The following is a 23,289-nucleotide window of genomic DNA, read 5'->3' on the forward strand; positions in this document are numbered from 1 at the left end:
AGGGGCCGGCGCCGCGCCGATCGGTGAGCCCACCGGATCTCGCTCACCTGTGCTGGTAGCGTGCCAAATGCCAGGCGGCGCAAGGGTGTTGAGGGTCATCGCGGATGCCGTGAAAGCTTTGACCTGAGAAGTCACCGAGTGTAGACTTCATGGCCGAGTGAATTACTGTGAGGGCTCGGCGTCACGCTGTCCCGTCGTCGTGGACACCCGTGTCTAGGCCGGGCGGGAAGCACGTCCTTCGGGGGACTCGTGATCGAGAGGAAGTGCCGCCATGGCCGAAAGTAGGGGCACGCCCGGTAGCCGCCAGGCCATCATGCGGTCCGCCGCGGATCTCTTCGCCGAACTCGGTTACCGCAACGCGTCGTTGCGCGCCATCGCCGCGGACGCGGGCTGTGACCCCGCGCTGATCGGACACTACTTCTCCTCCAAGGAAGCGCTCTACGATGCCGTCGTCGCGGAGACGGTCAGGCCGGCCGAGGTGTTCCGGGAGGCGGTCGGGCGGCGGGATCCGGACGCGGCGGAGTGGCTGCTGCGCCATGCGGTGACCGACTGGGGCGACCCCGTGCAACGGCGGCGCATCCTCGGTGTGCTGCGCTCCGCGCTCGATCTGCCCGCGGCCAGGGAGCGGTTGAGTCAGTCACTGGTCCCGGAGGGCGTCGCGGGGGCGGACGAGGTCAGGCTTGCGCTGATCAGCAGCCTGCTCGTGGGGGTCATGACGTCACGTCACATGGGCCTGCTGCCACCCGAGTTGACGAAGGACGGTGACTCCACCGAGCTGGTGCGTGCGCTCGCGCCGGCGGTGGCCGCGTTTCTTGCCGCCGGTCCGGCCGGGGGTGCTTGCCCTGATTCGGGTGAGTGACTGCTGTTCGTGGCGACTGCCGCCTGTGACGGCGGCGGCTTGATGTTCGGCGTGCTTGGGGTCAACTCGCCCTGATCGACGCCTACTTGGAGCGCCGCGATTCCCGATGAGTGGGCCAGGTGCCCGCAGGTGTCCTGGGTGTTCACGGCGCCTCCCTGCTTCCCCTCGTCTGCTGCTCAACGTCGTCTTCTGGCCACCGTCGTCAAGGTGCCGATCGGTCGTCAAGGTGTCGCTCGGTCGGCACGGTGCTCGCAGTCGTCAAGGTGCTCGCCGTCGTCAAGGTGTCCATCGTCGCCAAGGCGTCTGACGGTGCCCTCATCGACGTACCCCTTCGCGAACCCGAACGCCGAACAGCCCCCCGGTGGCCGCCGGTTCGGCAGATGTTGACCGTGTGTGCCGCACGTGGTTGCCGGAACGTCCGATCGGGCCGCTAGCACCTGATCCGGAACTGCTCAGGGTGTAGCTGCTTCTGACCTTCCCGCAGGTATTGCCGCACGTCAAAACGTCGTGGTCGTACGGCTGTTGGGGCGTGCGGCCCTGTCCGGAACACGGTCATCGAGCTTGCGGTTTGGAATTCAGTGCTCGTAGACTTCATTGGAGAATGAATAACTCGCGGGTGCTGTCAGCGGACGGCGACCCAAGGAGGAAACATGGAATCGATTGACACGGGCGTGAAGGCGGCAGCCCCGCCCGGTACTTCGCCCGGCCCGGGAGCCATCGCGAACCCGGCGCGCTGGGTGATCCTCGCCGTCACGCTGTCCGCCATCTTCATGCAGATGCTGGACACCACGATCACGATGGTTGCCCTGCCCTCGCTGCAGAGCGACCTCGGCTCGACCTTCGCCGAGATCCAGCTGGTCGTGGCGGTCTACTCGCTCGCCTTCGCCTGTGTGCTGGTGACCGGCGGGCGGCTCGGCGACATCTACGGCCGCCGCAAGGTCTTCCTGATCGGCATGCTGGGCTTCACGCTCGCCTCGGCGCTGTGCGGCGCGGCCCCCAGTTCGACCTTCCTGATCGCGTCCCGGGTGCTCCAGGGCATGTGCTCCGGCCTGATGTTCCCCCAGGTGCTGTCGATCATCCAGGTCACCTTCTCCACGAAGGAACGCCCCAAGGCCCTTGCCATGTACGGGGCTTCGGTGGGACTCGGTACGGTGCTCGGGCCGGTGCTCGGTGGCTGGCTGATCCAGCTGAACATCCTGGACACCGACTGGCGGGCGATCTTCTACGTCAACCTGCCGGTCGGTCTGATCGCCCTGCTGCTCGGCCTGGCCAAGATCCCGGAGTCCTCGGCGGACGGCGCGCGGCGGCTCGACGTCACCGGTGCGGTGATCCTGAGTGCCGGGCTCTTCAGCCTGATCCTGCCGCTGGTCATCGGCCGTGAACACGACTGGCCCGGCTGGAGCCTGGTGCTCCTCGTGCTGAGCCCGCTCGTGCTCGCCGAGTTCTTCGTGTACGAGAGCAAGCTGTCGAAGCTGGCCGACAAGTCACCGCTGGTGCCGAGCGGGCTCTTCAAGGAGCGGTCGTTCACCGTCGGGCTCTTGATCAGCGTGGTGTTCTTCGCCGGCATCCCGTCGTTCTTCATGGTCTTCTTCATGAGCCTGCAGATCGGCTTCGGCTACACCCCGATCTCGGCCGGCCTGGTGAGCCTCGGCTTCGCCCTGCTCATCGCAGTCGGCTCGGCCCGCTCGGCGGCCGTGGTCAAGCGGCTCGGCACCAAGACGCTCGCGCTCGGCACCGGGCTGGCGCTGGTCGGCATGTCCGGTGTGATCGGCACGCTGCACTGGGCCGGATCGGACCTGCACGGCTACCAGTTGATTCCCTCGCTGATGTTCGCCGGGCTCGGCGGTGGCTTCTTCCTCGCTCCGTGCACCGGGATCATCCTGGCCGGCATCCGCTCCCGTGAGGCCGGTTCGGCGTCCGGCATGCTCGCCACCGCGCAGCAGGTAGGTATCGCCATCGGCATCGCGGTCGCGGGCATCCTGTTCTACGGTCTGCTCGGCTCGAACGCCAACGGAGCCAGCGTGACGGCGCTGCCGCAGCTACGGAGTGACTTGGCGACGGCCGGTCTTTCCGAGGCTCAGCAGACGCAGGTCACCACCGGTTTCCAGACCTGCTTCCACGACAAGATGAATCAGAAGGACCTCACCGCGACGCCGGCGAGCTGCGCGCGCATCGAGAAGGAGATGGCGAGCGCCCCCGTGCCGGCGGAGACCAAGGCGCAGGTGCAGGCTGCGGTGCTCGGCAAGGCTGTGCCCGAGGCGCGCAAGGCCAACTTCGGTGACAGCTTCGAGCAGGTCGTGTACTGGCAGATCGGCTGCTTCGGCCTGTCCTGCCTGCTGGTCCTCGCCCTGCCGAAGATCCGTCCCGAGGACGTCCAGGACGTTCCCGGGGGCGCGTGACCTCGGCCGTACGTCCGGGCGCCGCAAACGAGTAGCGAGTAACGAGTGGCGCGTAACGAATAGACGAAGAACGAGGGCCGGGGGCCGGGGGAGGCGCGCCCCGGTCCTCCCTCTCCTTTCGGCACCGGCTGTCCGTTGCGGCCCCGTTGCCCCGTTGCCCTGTTTCCCTGTTTCCCTGTTGACCGATCGCGCCCCGCGCTCCCCGCCTCCGGCCGCCCGCCCGCCGTGACTCCAAGCCCCCAACACCCGCGCCCCTCGCGGTGAAAGGACGAACCGTGTTCCCGGTTCTCACGCTCGGCGTGGCCTCGGCCCTGGCGTACGCCGGTGCGGCCGTGGCGCAGCGGGCGGTGGCCTCCTCCGCGAGTGAGCGGGGGCGCCGAGGGGTGCTGCGCGGTGCGACCTGGTGGGTGTCGCTGCTGCTCAACCTGCTGGGTGCGGCGCTGCACACGGCGGCGCTGCGCTTCGGCTCGCTCGTCGCCGTGCAGATGCTCGGGGTACTCACTCTGGTGACGGCGCCCCTGTTGTCCGCCGCCGTGCTGCGGCGTCGTACGACCGCCGCTCAGTGCTCCGGCATCGCCTTCACCGTGGCCGGTGTCGCCGGGCTGCTCTTCCTGACCCGGTCCGCGCAGTCGAGCCGGACGCTCGCGCCGCCGGAGACGGTGGGTGTCGTCGGACTGACCGTCGCGGTGCTCGGGATCTCCACGGTGGCGGCCGCCGTCGGCCGCAGCAGGATGACCACAAGCCTGTGGTACGCGGTCGCCGCCGGGGTCGCCTTCGGTGCCGCGTCGGCGCTGACCCAGACCGCGGTCCTGAAGCTGACGGACGGCGGCGCGTTACGGCTGCCGGTCTCGGCCGTCCTGCTCATGGTCGGGGTGATCTGCCTGGCGGTGGCGGGCCTCGTACTGTGCCAACTCGCCTACCGGGGCGGCCTGGAGGCCCCGCTCGCCACTCTCACGCTCGTCAATCCCGTGTTCGCCGCGCTCATCGGCGTCGTCGTCCTCGGGGACCGCTACGCCACCGGAATCCCCGGCGCGCTGACGGGACTCGCCGCGGCGGCCGCGGCGGGACGCGGCGTCTTCGTACTGGCGCACACGCGCTCCGAGCCTGCCGCCGCTCCGGAGCGGCGGCAGGCTCGGGGACGGCGGCCAGGGCCTGTCCTAGCTCTGGGACAACCGGTCGAAGTGCACTTCGACGGCGGGCACGAACCACTCGATGAGTTCCTCGAAGTCGAGCGAGGCCAGCGGCTCCATCCGCAGGACGTACCGCAGCATCACCAGGCCGGAAAGCTGCGCGGACACCAGTGAGGCGAAGGCGGGGGTGTGGTCGCTCTCCCCGGGCACGAGCCGCTGGACGCAGTCCGCGAAGCTGTCCTCGATCTGGTCCCGGAAGGTCTTCGAGGTCGCCTCGTCCGACAGCCCGGTCCGGTAGATCGCGATCAGCGCGGGCCGGGTCGACTCGTCCTCCCAGAAGGACAGGAACGTCCGCGCGACCCGCTCGCCGCGGCGCTCCGGGACCGGCTCCGCGTCGTCGTCCGTCAGGGAGTCGAAGAGGGCCGACACATCGAGCCGGGACGAGACCGCGTCCTGGAACACGCCTTCCTTGTTGCTGAAGAAGTGGTGGATGAGGGCCGGGTCGACCTGCGCCCGCTGGGCGATGCCGCGCATGGTGGTGCCCGAGTAGCCCTTGGCCGCGAAGAGTTCGAGCGCGGCCGTGAGGATCTGCTCCTTGGTGCTGCTCTGGCCCGGGCGCCGGCCGCCACCGCGCGACGGTGACCGGCCCCTGCGGGTGGCAGCGCCCGGCTGTGCGTCGGCCTGCGTGGCGCAGGGGATCCCGTTTCCGCTGCTCACCAGTCCCCCTTCGGGTATTAATTCATGGGTGCAGGAAATCGACGATATCAGCATCCCACATGGGAAGACTCCCCGGTAGGGAGCATTCCGGCAGTCCGTCGCGGTGTCGAGGCCCCCTCGCGAACCGGTGCGGGGGCTGGCCGGATTCGATCAGGGCCCGTGCCGTCGTGGGTGTCGCGGGGCGCCCGCGCGACAAGGAACCGCCGTCCCGGGCCCGCGCGGGCGAGCCTTTGCGGGACGGCGGTTCCTTCGCCCGAAATCCTTTCAGTGGCCCGTGAATTGACTGTGTCTATCGCTCGACGTCGGGCAGGACGGTGGCTCCCCGGGTGAGAACCCGCTGAACCATGTACGGCGCCCGGCGTTTGGCCCACAGCAGTACCTTGACCCGTTTGAGCGGGGTGAAGTTGTAGTAGCGGTCGGTGGGGTCGCCGAAGGCGAAGAGCGGCGGGACGAACGACGCGCTGCGCAACTGGCCGAAAATCCGCTCGGCCGCCGCACCCGGCGCCAGCCGGCCGTCCGCGACCTGCCGCGCCAGCCGCTCCATGTCGTCGAACAGGGCGACGAAGCCGGGGTAGACGGGGAACCACAGCCCCGCGCCCCGGCAGCGCTCCAACTCCCGCCACTGGTCCGGCCGTCCGGGCGTGGCCAGCGCGTCGTTGCGGGCCCGCTTGAGGGACAGGGCGGCGAACATGGAGTGCAGCAGCCAGACCCGGCAGAAGGCGTTCCAGAGCCGGAAGTCGGTGGTGGCCGTCAGCGCCGTACGCAGCAGCCGGTCCCCGTGCTCGATCAGCGAGGCCTGGAAGGACTCCAGGGGCCGGAAGCGCTCCACCGACCAATCGCCGCTGCCCGCCGCCGAGATGAGGTGCGCGGCGGCCTCGTGGACCAGCTCCGCGGTCAGGGTGACATCCCGGGAGAGCGTGAAGTCGCAGCGGACGGCGGAGCGTTCGAGGACGACGAAGCCGTCACCGGCGGCCGCGTTGGCGCCGTACTGCCACGGCTCCGAGCCCGTCCACGGCCGGACCGCCGTGGCCTCACCGAACTGCCACTCCAGGTCCGGGAATTGACGTATCAGCTGCTGGAAGTCGTCCTCCGGCGACGCAGAGCGCTGCGGCCACAGCTTGGCGTCGAGGCTCACCGACACGCTGGTCAGCGAGGTCTCGCCGGTGCGCTGGTCGCCGAACGGGACGAGCTGGATCCACCCGCCGGGGAAGACCACCTGCGTCGTGCCGCCCGTCCAGGGGGTGCCGCCCGTGCCCGGGGCCACCCGCCGCTCCAGCGGCCGTACCCCCCGCAGATGCGCGGTCAGCACCCGCGAGGAGTGGCGCAGCGGGCGCAGGGCCGGATCGGGGCCGAGGCGCCGCAGCATCGGTGCGTCGGGTCCTGACATGTCGACCACGAACGCCGCCGGGACGCTGCTCCCGTCCGCCAGCTCGATGGTGAAGTCGCCGGCCTCGCCCTGTACTTCGGTGAACACGGGGCGGCCCTGCGGCACCTTGGCGCCGTAGCCCGTGGCGAGCCGGTGCACCCAGGCGTCGACGTCGGGCCGGTACAGATGCGATTCGCCGTGCTCGCTGGGCACGTTGAACTGCACCACGTGGTGCGGCCGTACGGGGGCGCCGGGGCGCGCGTACACGAAGCCGATGCTCGACTTGATCCCGGAGGTTCTGCGGACCTCGGCGGGCAGCTGCCCGAAGTGCCCGAGCGCGGACAGCTCCGGTACGCCGTAGCGGCGCGCGAGCAGTTCGAAGACCTCCGCGGTGTACGGGACCGTGGTCTCGCCCGACGGGGCCGTGGCATCGTGCGGTGAGTCCACGAGGACCACGTCGATCCCGGCGCGGGCCAGGATCGCGGCGAGCATGCCGCCGCCGAGGTGGGCGCCGAGCACGGCGACGGTGTGGCGGGCCGCGTTTTTGGGCCGTGCCGAGCGCTCTGCCGGTGAGGCGGTTCGTTCGCTGCGGGCCGGTGGGGGCTGGTCGCGCAGTTCCCCGTGCCCCTTACGGGGCACGGTTCCGCTCCCGGCTTCACCAGGCGAGGGTGCGGCCGTCGGCTCGTACGGCAGTGCCGACTCGGCCGCCGTCACCGTCTCGGCGCCCTCCGCCCAGACCGGGTCCGCCGGTCGCGCGGGGCCCGCGGTGGGTGGTCGTTCCGTGGGTTCGTGCGGGGACATGGGCTCGTCCTCCCTCATGAGTGCCTGCGCAGCCGGGAGCGCAGGAAGCCGCCGAGCGCGCCGGCCACCACGGGGCCGGTGTCCGCGGCGGCGGACCCGCGCTTGGCCCAGAGCATGGTGCGGATCATGCGGGCCGGGTTGGGGTTGTAGAAGCGGTTCGCCGGGTCGTGCAGACCGAACGGCGGCGGCGCGTAGCCGTCGTCCTGCAACAGGTCGAACAGCTCGCCGGTGGCCCGGTCGGGTGTCATCAGACCGGCCTCGACGTCCCGGCAGGCCGCCCAGGCGGCATCGGTGATCTTGTTGAAGCCGATGCTCGCCGGGAACAGCGCGCCGGGGTGCGGCTGCGCTTCCAGCTCCCGCCAGATCAACGGGTCCTTGGTGCGCTGGAAGCGGACGAGTGCGTCCTGGGCGTTGAGCGTGCCGAGCACCGTGCCGAGCGCCCACATACGAAACGTGCCGTTCCACATGCCGTAGTCGCGGAAGGAGGTGAAGGAGGACGCCACCACCTCGTCGTGGGCCCGTACGAGACCCTGCTGGAGCGTCTCGATGTGCCCGAACCGCTCGGCGGAGAAGTCGTCGTCCTTGGCCGCCTCGATCAGCCGCCAGGCCAGTGAGTTCACCACGTCGGTGGTGTTGGTCAGACCGCGCGAGTACAGCGCGTCCACGAATCCCGCGGCGTGCGAGGTCAGGCAGTAGCGGTCGCCGACGACCTGGTGCGAGGAGTACTGCAGCCGCCCGGTGGACACCCAGGGGCGGGCGGCCTTCGCGTGCTTGAACTGCGGGGCGATGTCCGGGAACCGCTCCAGGAACTGCGCGAACTCCTGCTCCGGCGGCAGATCCGTCTTCGGGTGCTTGCGCGGGTCCAGGGTCAGACCGACGCTGCACAGCCGGTTGGTGGCGCCACGGTGGTTGTCGAACGGGATGACCCACACCCAGCCGCCGTCGAAGACGTGGTGCAGGGTGCCCTGGTGCCAGGGGCTCGGGTTGCCGTGCGCGCGCCCCGCCGGGCAGTCGTCGTACGGGCGCACCCCGATCATGTGGGTGAACAGAGTCCGCGAGTGCGTGCGCTGCTGCGGCACCTCGTCGCGCAGCGCGAACTTCTTGGCCAGCGGCGAGTTGTGACCGCCCGCGTCGACCACGTACCGGGCGCGGATCGCCGGCCCGTTCTCCACCGCGAGGGTGACCCCGGAGCCGTCCACCTCGACGTCCGAGACCCGGGTGCCCAGGCGCGGCACGGCGCCGTAGCGCACCGCCACGTTGAACATGTACGAGTCGACGTCCTGACGGAACATGTGGGACTCGGTGGACAGGGCCACCGGGATCACGAACTGGTTGATCTCGTCCGGGACCTGGCGCTCACCCTCGCGGTGGTAGACGAAGCCGAAGTTGCGCTTCTGGCCGGAGTTCGAGGACACCTTGGAGCGCATCGTGGAGAAGTGGCTCAGATGCGCGATCTCCGGAACCCCGTAGCGAGCGGCGAGGATCCGCAGCATCACCGAGGTGTACGGGATGGTGGACTCGCCCACCGCGAAGCGCGGGTGGGTGCCGGCGTCGATCAGGACCGTCTTCACCCCGTTGCGGGTCAGGATGGCCGCGAGGATGGAGCCGGCGATTCCGGCGCCCAGAATGGCGACGTCATGGACGGCCTTGTCGGGCGAGCCGGACGCGGGCAGCGGTTGCATGATGCTCGTTCCTCCAGAGGTCGGGGCGGAGTGGTGGTGCCGGGGACCCGGGCCGCGAGCGGTGCCCGCCGCGGAACCCGGGCCCCGGGCGGTCATGCCTGGTCCTGGACCGTCGGCCGCTCGGGGCCGGACGCGTTGGTGGTCGCCGGGTACCTCTCCTCGATCAGCTCGTGGAGGAAGGAGCCCCAGTGGATGCCGGGGCAGGCGAAGAAGTCACGGCTGTTGATCTCCAGGCCCAGATCGTCCCGGCAGCGGCTGATCAGCTCCATCACCATGAGGCTGTCCAGGCCCATGTCGGCGAGCCGGGTGTCCTCGGTGAGGGTGTCCAGCTCCAGACGCAGGATCCCGGAGAGCTGGACGCGGATGTACTCGTTGAGCTCGGCGAGACGTTCGGTGCGGCTCAGCCCCATCAACCGGGCAGTCAGCGCGCCCAGTTCGGCGCCCTCGGCCTGGTCGGCGGCGGGCGCGCTGCGGATCTCGCTGAGGATGGGCCGCTCCCGCCGCGCCTCCATCAGGTCCCGGAACAGGGCCCAGTCCGCCGAGCACACCGTACGGTGGGCGACCTTCTCGACCACCGCCTCGCCGAGCAGCTCCAGCGCGTGGTCGGGGTTGAGCTGGTGCAGCCCGATGGAGCGCAGGAACGCCATCACCGAGTCGTCCGCGAGCCCCGACCGGGCGGCCCACGGCCCCCAGCTGACGGTCGTGGCGGCCAGGCCCTTCGACTGCCGGTAGTACGCGAAGGAGTCCAGGAAGGCGTTGGCCGCCGAGTAACCCGCCAGGTGCTGCGAGCCCCAGACCGAGGCGATCGACGAGAAGGCGACGAACAGGTCCAGGTCCTGGTCGACGGTGGCGTTGTGCAGCGCCCAGGTGCCGTCCACCTTCGCGTGCAGGCAGCGGTCGTACGTCTGGGGGTCGCTCTCCCGCAGGAACTGCGGCTCCGACAGGCCCGCCGCATGCACCACACCGCGCAACGGCCGTCCCGACAGACCCAGTTGGTCGGTCAGGGAACGCAACGCCGTCTCGTCGGCGGCGTCCAGCGCCTCCACGCGTACGTCGGCGCCCTGGGCCTCGATCCGGCGGACCCCGGCGATCCTGGCGGCGGTGGTGTCGTCGTGGTGCGGGTCGTCCCAGGTGGAGCGGTCCGGCAGACCCGTGCGGCCCACGAGGACGACGGTGCCCGCGCCATTGCGGGCGAGCCACTCGCCCATCAGCAGGCCGAGGCTGCCCAGACCGCCGGTGACGAGATAGCTGCCGAGGTCGCTCAGCTGCGGCGCCGGACGCGCTGTGCTTTCCCCGTTCCCCTCGCCCGACCCGGCAGCCACCAGCCGGGGCACCAGGACGGTGCCGTCGCGCCGGGCCGTCAGGTCCTCGGCGGTGCGGGTCGCGAGGAGCTCGGCGATCCGCTCCGCCTCGTCGAGCTCGCCCGCCGGATCGAGGTCGAGGAGGCCGCCCCACAGTTCGGGGTGCTCCAGGGCGGCCACCTTGCCCAGACCCCACAGCGGGGCCGCGGGCAGGCAGATCTCGTGCTGCCCGGGCCCGGTCCACTGGGCGCCGCGGGTCACCACCCACAGCTGGGTGGCGGCCCCCTCGACGGCCAGCTGCCGGGTGGCGGCCAGGAAGACGTGTTCCGCCTCGGCCCTGGCCTGGCCCACGGACTCGGCGCCGTAACCGGCCACCGGCAGCTCCAGGCCGCTCAGCAGGACCAGATGCCCGTACGGCCGGCCCGCGTCGAGGGCCCGCAGGACCGACTCCGTGGACGGCCCGGCCTGGCTCACCACCGCTCCGCGCTGCGTGAGTTGCTTGGACACGTCCTCCAGCAGACCGGTGTCCGTGCCGGCCGTGGCGGCGCCGGAGCCGATCAGCAGCACCCGCTCGCCCAGCAGGCTCCGCTCGCCGAACGCCTCCGGGCCGGCCGGCCGCCAGATCTGCTCCCACACGGTCTCCGCCCGCGCGCTGCGCGGCACGTCCGGCACAGGCGGCGTCGACGACCGCAGATGGACGTCCCGCATCATGATCAGCACACTGCCGTCGGAGCCCAGGATCTCCAGGCCGCCCCTCAGTTCACCGTCCTCCTCGGCCGGGTCCAGCCAGCCGTGGATGTAGCGGCGGGTGCCCTCGGGGACGGCCGTGGGCGTGCGGGTCCCGCCGGTGCGCGGGGCGCTCTCGGACTGGCGCAGCAGCCCGAGCGTCAGATCGAGCAGGGCGCCCCGGGGCAGTTTCTCGGCGGCGCGGTTGACCTCGGCGAGTACCTCGCCGGGCCCCTGGTAGACCTCGTTGAGGACCGGCTCGGCCCAGCCGGGCACCGTGATGTCGGCCGGGTCGACCGGCACACAGCGGGCCCGTACGGCGTCGAGGTCGCCGCCCGCCCGCCGGGTGTCCGTGGGGCGCCGGACCAGGACACCGCGGGCGTGCAGCCGCCAGCTGCCGCTCTCGGCGGAGTCGACGCCGTGCCGGGAGAAGCAGAGGAACAGCGAACGGCCCTCGTCGTCCTGGGGCAGTACGTAGACCCGTATCTGCGCGGGCCGGTGCTCGGGGTCCAGAAGCAGCGGTTCGCCCACCACGAAGCGGTCCACGAGCCGGGGCTGCGCGCCGGGCAGCTTGGCGGCGCCCGCCAGGGCCCAGTTGCAGAAGCCGCCCGCCGACACGGACCGCCGGCCGTCGGGGCCCGTCTGGACGAACACCTCGGACAGATCGTTCAGCTGGGGCGAGAAGGTGGGTGCGCCGGACAGCAGATGACCCTCGAAGAGCGCCCCTGGCGCGTCGTCCGCGGCGAACTCCGGGGAACCGCCCGGCGCGTCGTCGTTGAACCAGTACCGCTCACGCTGCCACGGGTAGCTGGGCAGTGAGGTGCGGCGCGGCTTTTCGTCGCGGTGCACCGCGCTCCAGTCGACCGGTACGCCGCGGTGGTGCAGCGTGCCCAGGGCCTGGCCCACGATGTGCGTGTCCTCGCGGTCCCGGCGCAGTGACGGGATCCAGCCGACGCCGTCCTCGGGCAGGCAGCGGGCGCCGAGACCGAGGAGCACCGGGGCCGGGCCGAGTTCGAGGAAGGTGCGGCAGCCCGTCTCGTACAGGGCGGTGACGCCCGCGTAGAAACGCACCGGCGCCAGCACATGCTCGGACCAGTAGGCGGGGCGCAGCTGTTCGGGCCCCCACTCGCGGCCCGTGACGTTGGAGATGATCGGGTACTTGGGCTGATGGAACGTCAGGGTCTCGGTGACCTTGCGGAATTCGTCGATCATCGGGGCCATCAGCGGGGAGTGGAAGGCGTGCGAGACGACAAGCCGGCGGTGCTTGACACCGCGTCCGGCCAGGACGCCGACGACCTTGGCGACCTCCTCCTCGGGACCCGAAAGGACCACGTCCGTCGGCCCGTTGACCGCCGCCACCGCGACCTGCGACACCGGACCGGCCTCGGCGATCGCCGCGCGCACGGACTCCTCGTCGCAGACCAGGGTCTCCATCACACCGCCCGAGGGCAGCGCCTCCATCAGCCGGGCGCGGGCCGTGACCAGCCGGGCGGCGTCGTCGAGCGAGTGCACCCCGGCGACGCACGCCGCGGTGATCTCGCCCAGGCTGTGCCCGATCAGCGCGGTCGGCCGGATGCCCCACGACTCCCACATCCTCGCCAGCGCGTACTCCACGGCGAACAGCGCGGGCTGGGTGAATCCCGTCCGGTTGATGCGCTCGCCGTCGGACAGGACGGGGCCGAGCGGCTCGTCCAGGTAACGGTCGAGGGCCTCGACCACCTGCGCGAGGGCGTCGGCGAAGACCGGCTCGGCGGCCGTCAGCGAGGCGGCCATCCCGGCGTACTGCGAGCCCTGGCCGGTGAACAGCCAGCCGAGCCGGCGCGCCTTCGCCCCGGTCGGGCCGTGTGTGGTGACCTGGTCGGCGCGCTCGCCGGCGGCGAACGCGGCCAGGCCCGCGGCGAGTTGCTCGCGGTCGCCGGTCACACTGAGACCGTGCTTCATCCGGGCCCGCCCGATGTGCGACGAGTAGCAGATGTCCGACAGGGTCCGCGCGTCCGCCGCCCGCACCCGGCTCTCGTACGTGCCCGCCATCGCGCGCAGCGCCTCCGGGCTGTTGGCGCTGAGGGTGAGCAGACCCACCTCGCGCGGGGTGCCCTCGCGGGGTGCGGCCTGCGGCGCCTCGGCGAGCACGGTGTGCGCGTTGGTGCCGCTGGCGCCGAAGCTGCTCACCCCGGCGGTCCTGGGCCCGTCCGGCCAGCGGGTCTCCTCGCTGGTCACCTTCAAGTTGATGGCGTCCCAAGGGACTTGAGGGTTCGGGTTGTCGAGGTGCAGATGCTTGGGGAGCGTGTCGTGCTGGAGGGCCAGAACGACCTTCAGCAGGCCCGCCGCACCGGCGGCCGGCTCCAGATGGCCGATGTTGGTCTTCACCGAACCGACGAGCAGCGGCCGGCCGGCCGGCCGCCCGGTGCTGGTGACCGCGTTCAGGGCCTTCAGCTCGATCGGGTCTCCCAGCTGGGTGCCGGTGCCGTGCGCCTCGACATAGGTGAGGTCGGCGGGGGAGACCCCGGCGTCCTTGAGCGCGGAGGTGATGACGTTCTGCTGCGCGGCCGGGTTCGGAACCGTCAGACCGCTGCTGCGCCCGTCGTGCTCCGTCGCCACGCCCCGGACCACCGCGAGGACGCGGTCCCCTGCGGCCTCCGCCTCGTTCAGCCGCTTCAGCACGAACAGCGCGCCGCCCTCACCACGGGCGTAGCCGTCCGCGGAGGCGTCGAACGTCTTGCAGCGCCCGTCCGGCGACAGCGCGCGCAACTTGCTGACCAGGACGAAGCCGTACGGGGACAGCATCAGGTTCACCCCGCCGACCAGCGCCATGTCGCACGCGCCGGAGCGCAGCGACAGGACGGCCTGCTCCAGTGCCACCAGCGAGGACGAGCACGCCGTGTCGATCACCATGCTGGGGCCCTGGAAACCGAAGGTGTACGAGATCCGGCCGGCCAGGAAGCTCGGCTCACCGATCAGCTGGTAGGCGTCGACGTCCGCCATCGAGCCCTTCTGCTGCCGCATCCGCACGTAGTCGCTCGTACTGGCACCGAGGAAGACCCCGACCCGGCTGCCCTCCAGCTCGCTCGGCGGCAGGCAGGCGTTCTCCATGGCCTCCCAGGCGAGTTCGAGCACCAGCCGCTGCTGCGGATCCATGCCCGCGGCCTCACGCGGCGAGATGCCGAAGACGGTCGGGTCGAAGGCGTCCACCGGGCCGTCGAGGAAGTTCCCCAACAGGGTGTACGCGGTGCCCGGGTGGTCCGGGTCCGGGTTGTAGAAACCCGCGATGGAGTGCCGCTCCTCGGGGAACTGGGACGTCGCGTCGCGGCCGTCGGCCAGGGACTGCCAGAACTCCTCGGGCGTGTCGCCGCCCGGCAGCCGGCAGGAGAGACCGATCACCGCGAGTGGCTGTGGCTGGGAGAGCTCCTGGACCCGCGCGCGCAGACTGCGGATGGTGCCGAGGGAGTCCTTGAGCCGGCCGCGGAGAACGTCCTGGCTCGGCTGCTCGGCGTGGCTCTTCGTCATCAGTTCTCCTCAAATCCAAGCGCCTGTGAGTCGGAGATCTCCGCCTCCAGTTGGCGTAGCAGTTCGTCGTCGTCGAGGTCGTCCAGGTCGTCGGCGGCCTCGGCCCGGTACTCGTCGGGGCCGGCCGGATCCGCGGCGGTGTCCTCGGCGCCGGCGGCCGGGTGGCCGAGCTGCTCCAGGAGGTGCGTGGTGAGCGCCAGCGCGGTCGGATGCTCGAAGGCGACCGTCGAGGACAGCTCGGTCTCCAGCTCGCGGGACAGCCGCAGCCGCAGCGTCAGCGACATCACCGAGTCCATCCCGAGCTCGAAGAAGCCCTGGTCGGCCCGGAGGTCGTCCTCCGGCAGGCCGAGCACCGCGGCGACCTGCGCGCACACCCAGTCGAGCATCCGGTCGCGGCGCTGCACGGGGTCGAGCCCGCTGAGCCCGGCCACGAACTCGGTGCCGCCGGTCTGCTTCGCCGTCCCCAGGACCGTACGGAACAGCTCCCGGTGCGGGGCGTCGGCCAGCGCGCTGCCGAACAGCTCCCAGTCCACGTCGGCCACGCACGCGTGCACGGTGTGGTCCCAGGCCAGCAGGTCAAGGGCGGTGACCAGGTCACGCTCCCGCAGCGGGGCGACCCCGCTCGACTTGAGCAGTAAAGTCGTCCGTTCGTCGAGGAGATGGCTGCCTTCGAGAGGCATCAGCTCGATGTGCGCCACCGGCAGCCCGCCGGCCCTGCGCCGCGCGGCCAGCGCCCGCAGCGACCAGTCGGCCGGCGCCGCCGCACCCGTGACGGCGCCGCCCCAGGTGCCCGGCACCGAACCCAGCAGGACGAAGAGGCGCACCGGCTCCTTGGCGGTCAGCCGGTGCAGCAGCTCGGCCGTCTCGGCGCGGTTCCACTCGGCCCGCAGCGCGGCCTCGGTGGTCTCCTCCAGCGGGGCCGCCAGCTCCGGAGCCGCCGCGCACACCACGCCCGCGATCCCGGAGTCGGCCCGCAACTCCTCGACCAGCGCGGCCAGTTCGTCCCTCGAGCCCCGGGTCCGCACGGTGCGGACCTCGGCGCCCGCGGCACGCCACCCGTCGATCCGCTCCTCGACGGACAGCCGCTCGCTCCGCCCGGGTTCGGTGTCGGCGAGCACGATCCGCCGGGCGCCCGCGCCGACCAGCCAGTCCACCACGGGCGGCACCAGGGCGCCGCCCGCGCCGGTCACCAGCTGCCAGCGCTCGGCGGACAGCGGCCGCTGTCCGGCCCGGTCCGGCGCGTCGGCGCGCACCAGCGAACCGACCTGCACCGACGAGTGCTCCACGCGGATGTGCTCGTCGCCCGGTGCGCACAACAACCGCGTCACCAGCGTGCGCAGTTCCTCCGCGCTGCCCCGGCTCAGGTCGACATGGCCGCCCCAGGCCTCGGGGCGGGTCATCGCCAGCGTCCGGCCGAGCCCGGCGTGCGCCCCCTGGTTGCCGTCGGGGAAACCCTCGTGACCGGACGGCAGCAGGGCGTGCCGGGTGACCAGCCACAGCCGGGGCACCGTGCCCTCGGCGCCCGCGAGAGCGGCGGTGAGCGCGGTGGTGACACGCCATCCGTCGGGGCGCGAGTCGAGGTCCTCCAGCGGCCACAGGTCGCAGATACCGGTGGTCGCCTCGTTGGCGTGCACCGCGAGCAGCGTCTCCCACGCCTCCCGGTCGGCCGGGTCGACGACGAGCCCCTCGCTCCCCGGTACGTCCACCGAGCGCACCCGGCGCACCTCGCAGCCCGCCGCCCGCAGCCCCTCGGCCACGGCACCCGCCAGATGCTCGGTGTCACCGCACACCAGCCAGCGCGTCGCGGGCGCCACCTGCGCACCGTCCCGGCCGGCCGGGCGCTGGCCCGCGGCGTGCCACACCATCCGGTACAGCAGCCGCTCGATCCGGCCTCCGTCGCCGTCCCCGTCCCCGTCCGTGTCGGCCGAGGCCGGTTCGGGGGCGGCGGCCAGGCGCAGCCCGGTCAGCTCCACCACGGCACGGCCCGCCGCGTCGAGCACGGTCACGTCCGCCTCCGGCTGCCCGTCCGCACGCGCGCGGACGGGACCCCGGCACACTCGTACGGTGCCCTCCACGGCCGCCCTGACCCGGACCGACGCGAGGCCGGCGGGCAGCGGTTCGGCGTCCGGCGCCTCGGCGCCCGGCACGTCCGCGACCAAGTGCAGTGCCAGACGCAGCAGTTCGGCGGGCAGCCGGTGGCGGGCGGCACCGTCGGGCAGCTCCACGGTGACGTCCGCAGCGCCCCGGCCACTGCCGGCCGACCGCACCCCGAGCGCCGGGAAGCGGTCGGCCAGCGCGGCCCGGAGGGGCTCGTCGTCGGCCAGCGGACCGAGGCCGACCGCGTCCGAAGCGGGCCGGGCCGATACGTCGGTCGACGCGCTCAGCGCGGGCGTGTCCCCGCCGCTCCCGTCCCCGGACAGTGGGCGCAGCACGACCGTGCCCTGCCGGGTGTCGACCACGGCCTGAAGACCGGCCCGTCCTTCGTCGTCGGCGCGGGGCGGAGTGCCGAACCGTACGTCGTCCAGTGCCGGCGCGGGGGAGCCCGTCGCGGCGGCACCCGCGAGCGCGGCCTCCAGCAGCGCGGGCGCCGACACCGTCGTACGGGATCCGGAACCGCTGACCTGCCAGGGGCTGCGGGTGCCGTCCACCGTCACCGGGAGCAGCGCCGTCCACGCGGCGGTCGTCGGCCGCACCGGCGCCCCGACGAGAGCGCCCGAGCCGGCGGGGCGGTCCACGGGGGTGTCCGGCAGCCAGTGCTCCTTGCGCTGCCAGGGATAGCCGGGCAGATCCACCACGGTGCGGCCGGGTCCGGCGAACGCCGCCCAGTCGACCGGGGCGCCCTGCGCATGCAGCGTGCCGAGGCTGGTGAGCAGGGTGCCCACCTCGTCCTCGTCGCGGACCAGCGAGGGCAGCACAACGGGGCGTTGCACCCCGGCGGCCTGCAAGGACTCCTCGGTGCCGGAGACCAGCACCGGATGCGGGGACACCTCGACGAACACCCGGTCCTGCGGGTCCTCGACCGCGCTCACCGCGTCCTGGAAGAGCACGGTGTTGCGCAGATTGCGGCCCCAGTACTCGGCGGTGAGCGCGGAGCCCGTGACCTCGCCGCCCTCCACCGAGGAGTACAGCGGGACACGGGCCTCGGACGGCACGAGGTGCGCGAGGCCGGACACCAGTCGCTCCCGCAGCGGTTCCATCAGCGGCGAGTGCGGCGCCACCAGCACCTTGACCCGGCGGACGAACACATTCGCCTCGGTCAGCTCCTCGGCCAGTTCCTCCAGGGCGTCCACATCACCGGCGACGACCGTGGTGCGCGGGCCGTTGACCGTGGCGATGCCCAACTTGTCCTCGTACAGCACCAGATACGGCGCGAGGCCCTCGCGCGACAGCCCGACGACGATCGAACCGCCCGTCCCGACCAGCGTGTCCAGAAGCCGCGAGCGCAGGCACAGGATCTCGGTGGCCTGCGCCAGGGTCAGCGCCCCGGCAGCCCAGGCGGCGGCGACCTCGCCCATGCTGTGCCCGACGACCGCCGCCGGCACCACACCCCAGCTGCGCCACAGCTCGACCAGGCCGACCTGCACCATGAAGATCAGTTCCTGCGGGACGCCCTCGTCGAAGGGGCGGCTGTCCGGCTCACCGCGCAGCGAGGCCAGCGGGGACCAGGCGATCCACTTCCGCATCTCCTGCTCGCAGGTCAGCACGGCATCCCGGAACACCGGCTCGCTCTCCAGGAGCTGACGCCCCATCCCGGCCCACTGAGAGCCGAACCCGGAGAAGACGAACACGCAGGAGCGCTCCAACTCCGCTTTCCCTGTGAGGACTTGGGGGTGCTCCTCGCCCTTGGTCAGGGCGCGCAGGGCCGAGCGGACGCCGACGACGTCCTGACCCACCACGACGGCCCGGTGGTCGAGATGACTGCGCCGCGCGGACGCCGTGTACGCGAGGTCGGCGAGGGCGGTCGCGTCTCCCGACTCCAGCACCGCGAGGTACTGCTTCGCCGCGTCGGGCAGCGCCGACTCCTGCGCGGCGGACAGCGGCAGCGCGAACCGCGCCGGGGGTTCGCCGCCCGCCTCCCCGGGAGCCGGGGCCTCGGCCACCAGGATGTGCGCGTTGGTGCCGGTGAAGCCGAAGGAGCTGACGCCCGCGATCCGGCGCCGCCCGTCCTCGGGCCACTGCTCCGCACCCTCGGCGATCGCCAGCCCCAGCCGCTCCCACGGCACTTGGCGGGTCGGCGTGGTCGTCACCCCGATGTGCGGGGCGATCCGCCCGGAGTGCACCGACAGGACCGCCTTGATGAGCCCGGCCATACCGGCCGAGGCCTCCAGATGCCCGATGTTGGGCTTGGCGGAGCCGACAAGGAGAGGCGCTCCGTCGGGCCCCTCGGGACGCAACGCCTGGGCGAGCGCCCGCAGTTCGATGGGGTCGCCGAGCGGGGTGCCGGTGCCGTGCGCCTCGGCGTAGCCGACGTCGCGGCCGCTCAATCCGGCCTGTACCAGGGCTTGTTCGATCAGGGCGCGCTGCGCGGTGCCGTTCGGCACGGTCAGCCCGCTGCTGGCGCCGTCCTGGTTCACCGCGCTGCCGGGCAGCACGGCGTAGATACGGTCACCGTCGGCGAGCGCGGTCGACAGCCGCTTCAGTACGACCGCTCCGGAACCCTCGCCCCGCAGATAGCCGTCGGCCGCCTCGTCGAACGTACGGCAGTGGCCGCTGGGGGAGAGGGCGCCGCCGGCCGAGACCGCCACCGGGATCACCGGGCTGAGAATCACGTTGACGCCACCGGCCACCGCGAGGTCGCTCTCGCCCTGGCGCAGGCTCTGCATGGCCAGGTGCACGGCGGTCAGCGAGGACGAGCAGGCGGTGTCCACGGCCATGCTGGGTCCGGTCAGGCCCAGGAAGTAGGAGAGCCGTCCGGACGCCCCGGCGAAGGAGTTGCCGGTGCCGTAGTAGAGGTCCACGTCCTGGAGGTGGCTGCCGATGTGCTGGGCGTGGTCCGCGCTGTTCATGCCGACGAAGACACCGGTGGCGGAGCCGCGCAGCCGGTCCCTGGTCGCGCCGGCGTCCTCCAGTGCCTCGTAGGCGACTTCGAGGAAGAGCCGGTGCTGCGGGTCGAGGCTGCGTGCCTCACGGGGCGAGATACGGAAGAACGCCGCGTCGAAGCCGCGTACGTCGTCGAGATAGCCGCCGCGCAGCGAGGTCATGGTGCCGGGTGTCCACGGCCCGTCGGACAGGAACGCCTGACCGTCCCAGCGGTCCGAGGGCACGTCGCGGATGACTTCGCGGCCGTCCAGCAGGAGCTGCCAGTAGTCGCGTACGGAGGGGCTGCCGGGGAAGCGGCAACTCATGCCGACGACGACGATCGGGTCGTCGGCACGGGCGTCGGCGGTGGCGCCCGATGCCGAGGGCACGGTCTCCCGCTCGTGCGCCTGTGCCGGTGCGGTGGCGGGCGGCCGCGGTGCCTTCTGTGCGATCACCTGCGGCAGCAGATGGTCGACCAGCTCGTCCAGGCAGGGGCGTTCGAAGGGGGTGGACAGGGGGATGTCCAGGCCGAGCCGCAGACCGAGACGGTCGACGAACTCCACGATGCTCAGCGAGTCCAGACCGAGGTCGGCGAAGCCGCGCCGGGGCGGGATGCGCCGCCCCGGGTCCTGGCCGAGGATCTCCGCCAGCACCTCGGACATCAGCCGCATCAGCGACCTGCGCTCGCGCTCGGCGCTCGCCGGTTCGGAAGCGACGGGCGCGCCGGCGGACTCCGTCGTACCGGCGGGGGTTCCGGTCCCGTCCGCCACCGCTCCCGCAGGGGGAAGGAACGGGGCGGTGGCGGACGAGGCGGCTTCCCGGTCGGTCCCCAGGGGGGTCGGGACCGTGACCGGGGCTGCACCGCCGGAGCCGAGCGGCTCCGGCGGAGTCGTGGGCGCGCCGCTGGGCGTGCCGTTCAGTTCGAGCTGCTGCGCGGGCCCGAGCGGCCTGCCCGACGGGTCGAGCAGCTGCACGGCGAGCCGGGCGGGCGCGACCTCCGCGCCCGGCACGGCACCCGGGGCGTACTGCGTGCCCGGGGTCACCTCGGGCAGCCAGAACGACTCGTGCTGCCACGGATGCCGGGGCAGCTCGGTGAGCCGGCCCGGAACCAGATCGTCCCAGCGGACCTCGGCACCGGCACAGTGCAGTGCGGCGAGCGAGGAGAGCAGCGTCGCGGGCCCGTCGGCGTCCCGGCGCAGCGAGCCGACCGCGACACCCTGGCGCCGCAGCGACTTCAGTGCCTCCGTCAGAGGGCGTACGAGGGTGGGGTGCGGGCCGATCTCGATGAAGTCGGCGCCCATGTCCTGGAGCAGGCCCCGCACAGCGGGCCAGAAGCGGACGGGGCGCAGCACATTGGCGGCCCAGTACGCCGCGTCCAGCGTGGCCGGGGGCTCGTCGGGCCAGACGGTGGACACGAACGCGGAGGGCCGGTCGGCCGGGGCCAAGTCACCCAGCTCGGCGCGGAGTTGGTCGGCGAAGGGTGCCATCGCCGGGCTGTGGAAGGCGTAGTCGCCGGGCACGAACCGCGCGGTGACGGACCGCTCGCGCAGCAGCGAGGCGATCGCCGTCAGATCGTCCTCGGAGCCGGCGAGCACCGTCGAGGCGGGCCCGTTGACCGTGGCGACGGTGACCGCCCGCCCGGTTCCGGCGGCGGCCTGGACCGCCTCGTCCTCGGGAAGGGCCACCGCGAGCATCCGCCCGGTGCCCGCGGCGGCGGCCATGACGCGCCCGCGCCGCACCGCGAGGTCGAGCGCCGTGGGCAGGTCGAGGGCGCCGGTGAAACAGGCGGCGGAGATCTCGCCGAGGCTGTGCCCGACGACCTTGGACGGCTCCACGCCGCGCGAGCGCCAGACCTCGGCGAGCGCCAACTGCAAAGCCACGACCGCCGGTTGGGCCAGCTCGGTGGCGGCGAGATCGCTGCCGCCCAGCAGCTCCCGCAGACCCGGCAGGCCCGCCTCGCGCAGCACCGCGTCGCTGTGCTCAAGGCTCGCCGCGGCGACCGGCTCGCGGTCCCACAGGTCCAGTCCCATGCCCCGCCACTGCGAGCCCTGCCCGGAGAAGACGAAGACGGTGCGGTGGCGGCGCCGGGGCTCGGCGGTGCCGGTGACGGTGCGCTCGTCGGGGTTGCCCTCGGCGAGTTCGCGCAGCGAGGCGCGCAACTCCTCGACGTCGGCGCCGATCACGGTGGCCCGCGCCTCGTGGTGGGTGCGCCGGATCGCCGCGGTGTGCAGGACGTCCTCGACGGACCGCTCTCCGTCGAGGGTGCCGGCCAGGTCGCGGGCGCGTTCCTGGAGGGCGGCCTCCGTGGAGCCGGAGAGCAGCAGCACGCGCGGGGCGTCCGCCTCGGGCGCGCTCGCCTCGGGTGCCGGCTGCTCGGCGGGCGCGGACAGCAGCAGATGGGCGTTGGTGCCGCTGAGGCCGAAGGCGCTCACACCGAAGAGGGTGTCCTCGGTCGCGTCCAGCGGCCTGGCCTCGGCCGAGATGCTCAGCGGGCCGTCGGCCCAGGGGATCGCCGGGTTGGGCGTGCCGAGGTGCAGCTGGGGCGGCACCACCCGGTGCCGTGCCGTCAGGACGGTCTTGATCAGGGCGGCGACACCGGCGGCCGCGTCCGTGTGCCCGAAGTTGGCCTTGTGCGAGCCGATGTGGAGCCTGCGCCCGGCGTCCCGGCCGGGGCCGAACACCTGCGACAGCGCGTACGCCTCGATCGGGTCGCCGAGCGGGGTACCGGTGCCGTGCGTCTCGACGAACGCGACCTCGTCGGCGGTGGCGTCCGCGCGCCGCAGCGCCTCCCGCAACAGGGCTTCCTGCGCGGAGGCGTTGGGCACGGTCAGGCCGGCGCTGCGGCCGTCGTGGTTGAAGGCGCTGCCCCGGATGACCGCGAGTACCTGGTCGCCGTCGGCGAGCGCGTCGTCGAGCCGCTTCAGTACGACGACGCCGCAGCCCTCGCCGCGCACGATGCCGTCGGCGTCGGCCGCGAACGGCTTGCACCGTCCGGTGGGGGACAGGGCCTGCACCTTGCTCATGAAGATGGACAGCTCGGGGGCGGCGAGCACGTTGACGCCACCCGCGAGCGCGGTATCGGCCTCGCCACTGGCCAGCGCGCGGCAGGCCAGGTGGACGGCGACCAGGGACGAGGAGCACGCGGTGTTCACGGCGAGCGCCGGCCCGTGCAGCCCCAGGGTGTAGGCGACCCGGCCGGGCGCGAAGCTGAACTCCTTGCCGCTCGCGTAGTACGGGTCGATGCCCTTCACACCGCGCGTCTTGGAGTGCAGCAGCGTGTAGTCCATGCCGAGCATGCCGAAGAACACGCCGGTGCGGGAGCCCGCGAGCTGGGGCTTGGTGAGCCCCGCGTGCTCCAGGGCCTCCCAGGACACTTCGAGCAGGAGCCGCTGTTGCGGGTCCATCTCGCGTGCCTCGCGGAACGAGATGCCGAAGAAGTCGGCGTCGAACCGGTCGAGCCCCGGCAGCACTCCCGCGTAGCGGCAGTACCCGGTGCCCGGTGCGGCCCCGTCCTCGCTGATGTACTCCGGGCCCCAGCGCTCGGGGGGTATCTCCCCGATCACGTCGACGCCGTCCCGCAGGACGTGCCAGAAGGACGCGGGATCGGTCACCCCGCCCGGATAACGGCACCCGATGCCGACAAGGGCTATGGCCGGATCGGTGGTGATTCCGTTGCGGGCGGGCATGGATCCCCTCCAGGAGTGCGTCAGACGGTGGGTGCGGGCGGAAGTCCGGGGCCGGACGGTGCGGGCGGAAGTCCGGGTCCGGGTGGCGGGAGGGGCGTC

The 23,289-nt window shown here is 72.4% G+C and carries 7 protein-coding genes and 1 pseudogene; 3 read left to right on the forward strand and 5 right to left on the reverse strand.

Annotated elements, in window-relative coordinates; genetic code table 11:
• Nucleotides 1–271: 271 nt before the first annotated feature.
• The 3 genes and pseudogenes from AB5J50_RS41250 to AB5J50_RS41260 all read left to right on the forward strand — a co-directional run.
• Nucleotides 272–859, forward strand: a complete 588-nt coding sequence (locus AB5J50_RS41250; protein WP_327433125.1) for a TetR family transcriptional regulator — start codon at nt 272–274, stop codon at nt 857–859.
• A gap of 650 nt (nt 860–1,509) precedes the next feature.
• Nucleotides 1,510–3,258 (forward strand): MFS transporter, encoded by a 1,749-nt coding sequence (locus tag AB5J50_RS41255; protein WP_369263739.1) that lies wholly within the window; start codon nt 1,510–1,512, stop codon nt 3,256–3,258.
• Nucleotides 3,259–3,641: 383 nt separating this feature from the next.
• A pseudogene (locus tag AB5J50_RS41260) lies at nt 3,642–4,310 on the forward strand (DMT family transporter); the annotation flags it as partial.
• A gap of 105 nt (nt 4,311–4,415) precedes the next feature.
• Here AB5J50_RS41260 and AB5J50_RS41265 read toward each other — a convergent pair.
• The 5 genes from AB5J50_RS41265 to AB5J50_RS41285 form a co-directional block, all read right to left on the reverse strand.
• Entirely contained in the window at nt 4,416–5,105 is a 690-nt protein-coding gene (locus AB5J50_RS41265; RefSeq protein WP_369263740.1) for a TetR family transcriptional regulator, read from the reverse strand.
• Nucleotides 5,106–5,394: 289 nt separating this feature from the next.
• Nucleotides 5,395–7,272 (reverse strand): NAD(P)/FAD-dependent oxidoreductase, encoded by a 1,878-nt coding sequence (locus AB5J50_RS41270; RefSeq protein ID WP_369263741.1) that lies wholly within the window; start codon nt 7,270–7,272, stop codon nt 5,395–5,397.
• Nucleotides 7,273–7,286: 14 nt separating this feature from the next.
• The gene (locus AB5J50_RS41275) at nt 7,287–8,954 is read right to left on the reverse strand and encodes an NAD(P)/FAD-dependent oxidoreductase (RefSeq protein ID WP_369263742.1); all 1,668 of its coding nucleotides are present in this window, start codon (nt 8,952–8,954) and stop codon (nt 7,287–7,289) included.
• A 92-nt stretch (nt 8,955–9,046) separates the two neighbouring features.
• On the reverse strand, nt 9,047–14,485 hold the full coding sequence (locus tag AB5J50_RS41280; RefSeq protein WP_369263743.1) for a beta-ketoacyl synthase N-terminal-like domain-containing protein: 5,439 nt from the start codon (nt 14,483–14,485) through the stop codon (nt 9,047–9,049).
• Nucleotides 14,485–23,190, reverse strand: a complete 8,706-nt coding sequence (locus tag AB5J50_RS41285) for a beta-ketoacyl synthase N-terminal-like domain-containing protein (protein ID WP_369263744.1) — start codon at nt 23,188–23,190, stop codon at nt 14,485–14,487. The genes AB5J50_RS41280 and AB5J50_RS41285 overlap by 1 nt, the downstream gene beginning before the upstream one ends.
• Between the last annotated feature and the right edge of the window lie 99 nt (nt 23,191–23,289).

Origin of the sequence: Streptomyces sp. R35, assembly GCF_041053035.1 — a bacterium.
Classification (GTDB): Bacteria; Actinomycetota; Actinomycetes; order Streptomycetales; family Streptomycetaceae; genus Streptomyces; species Streptomyces lutosisoli.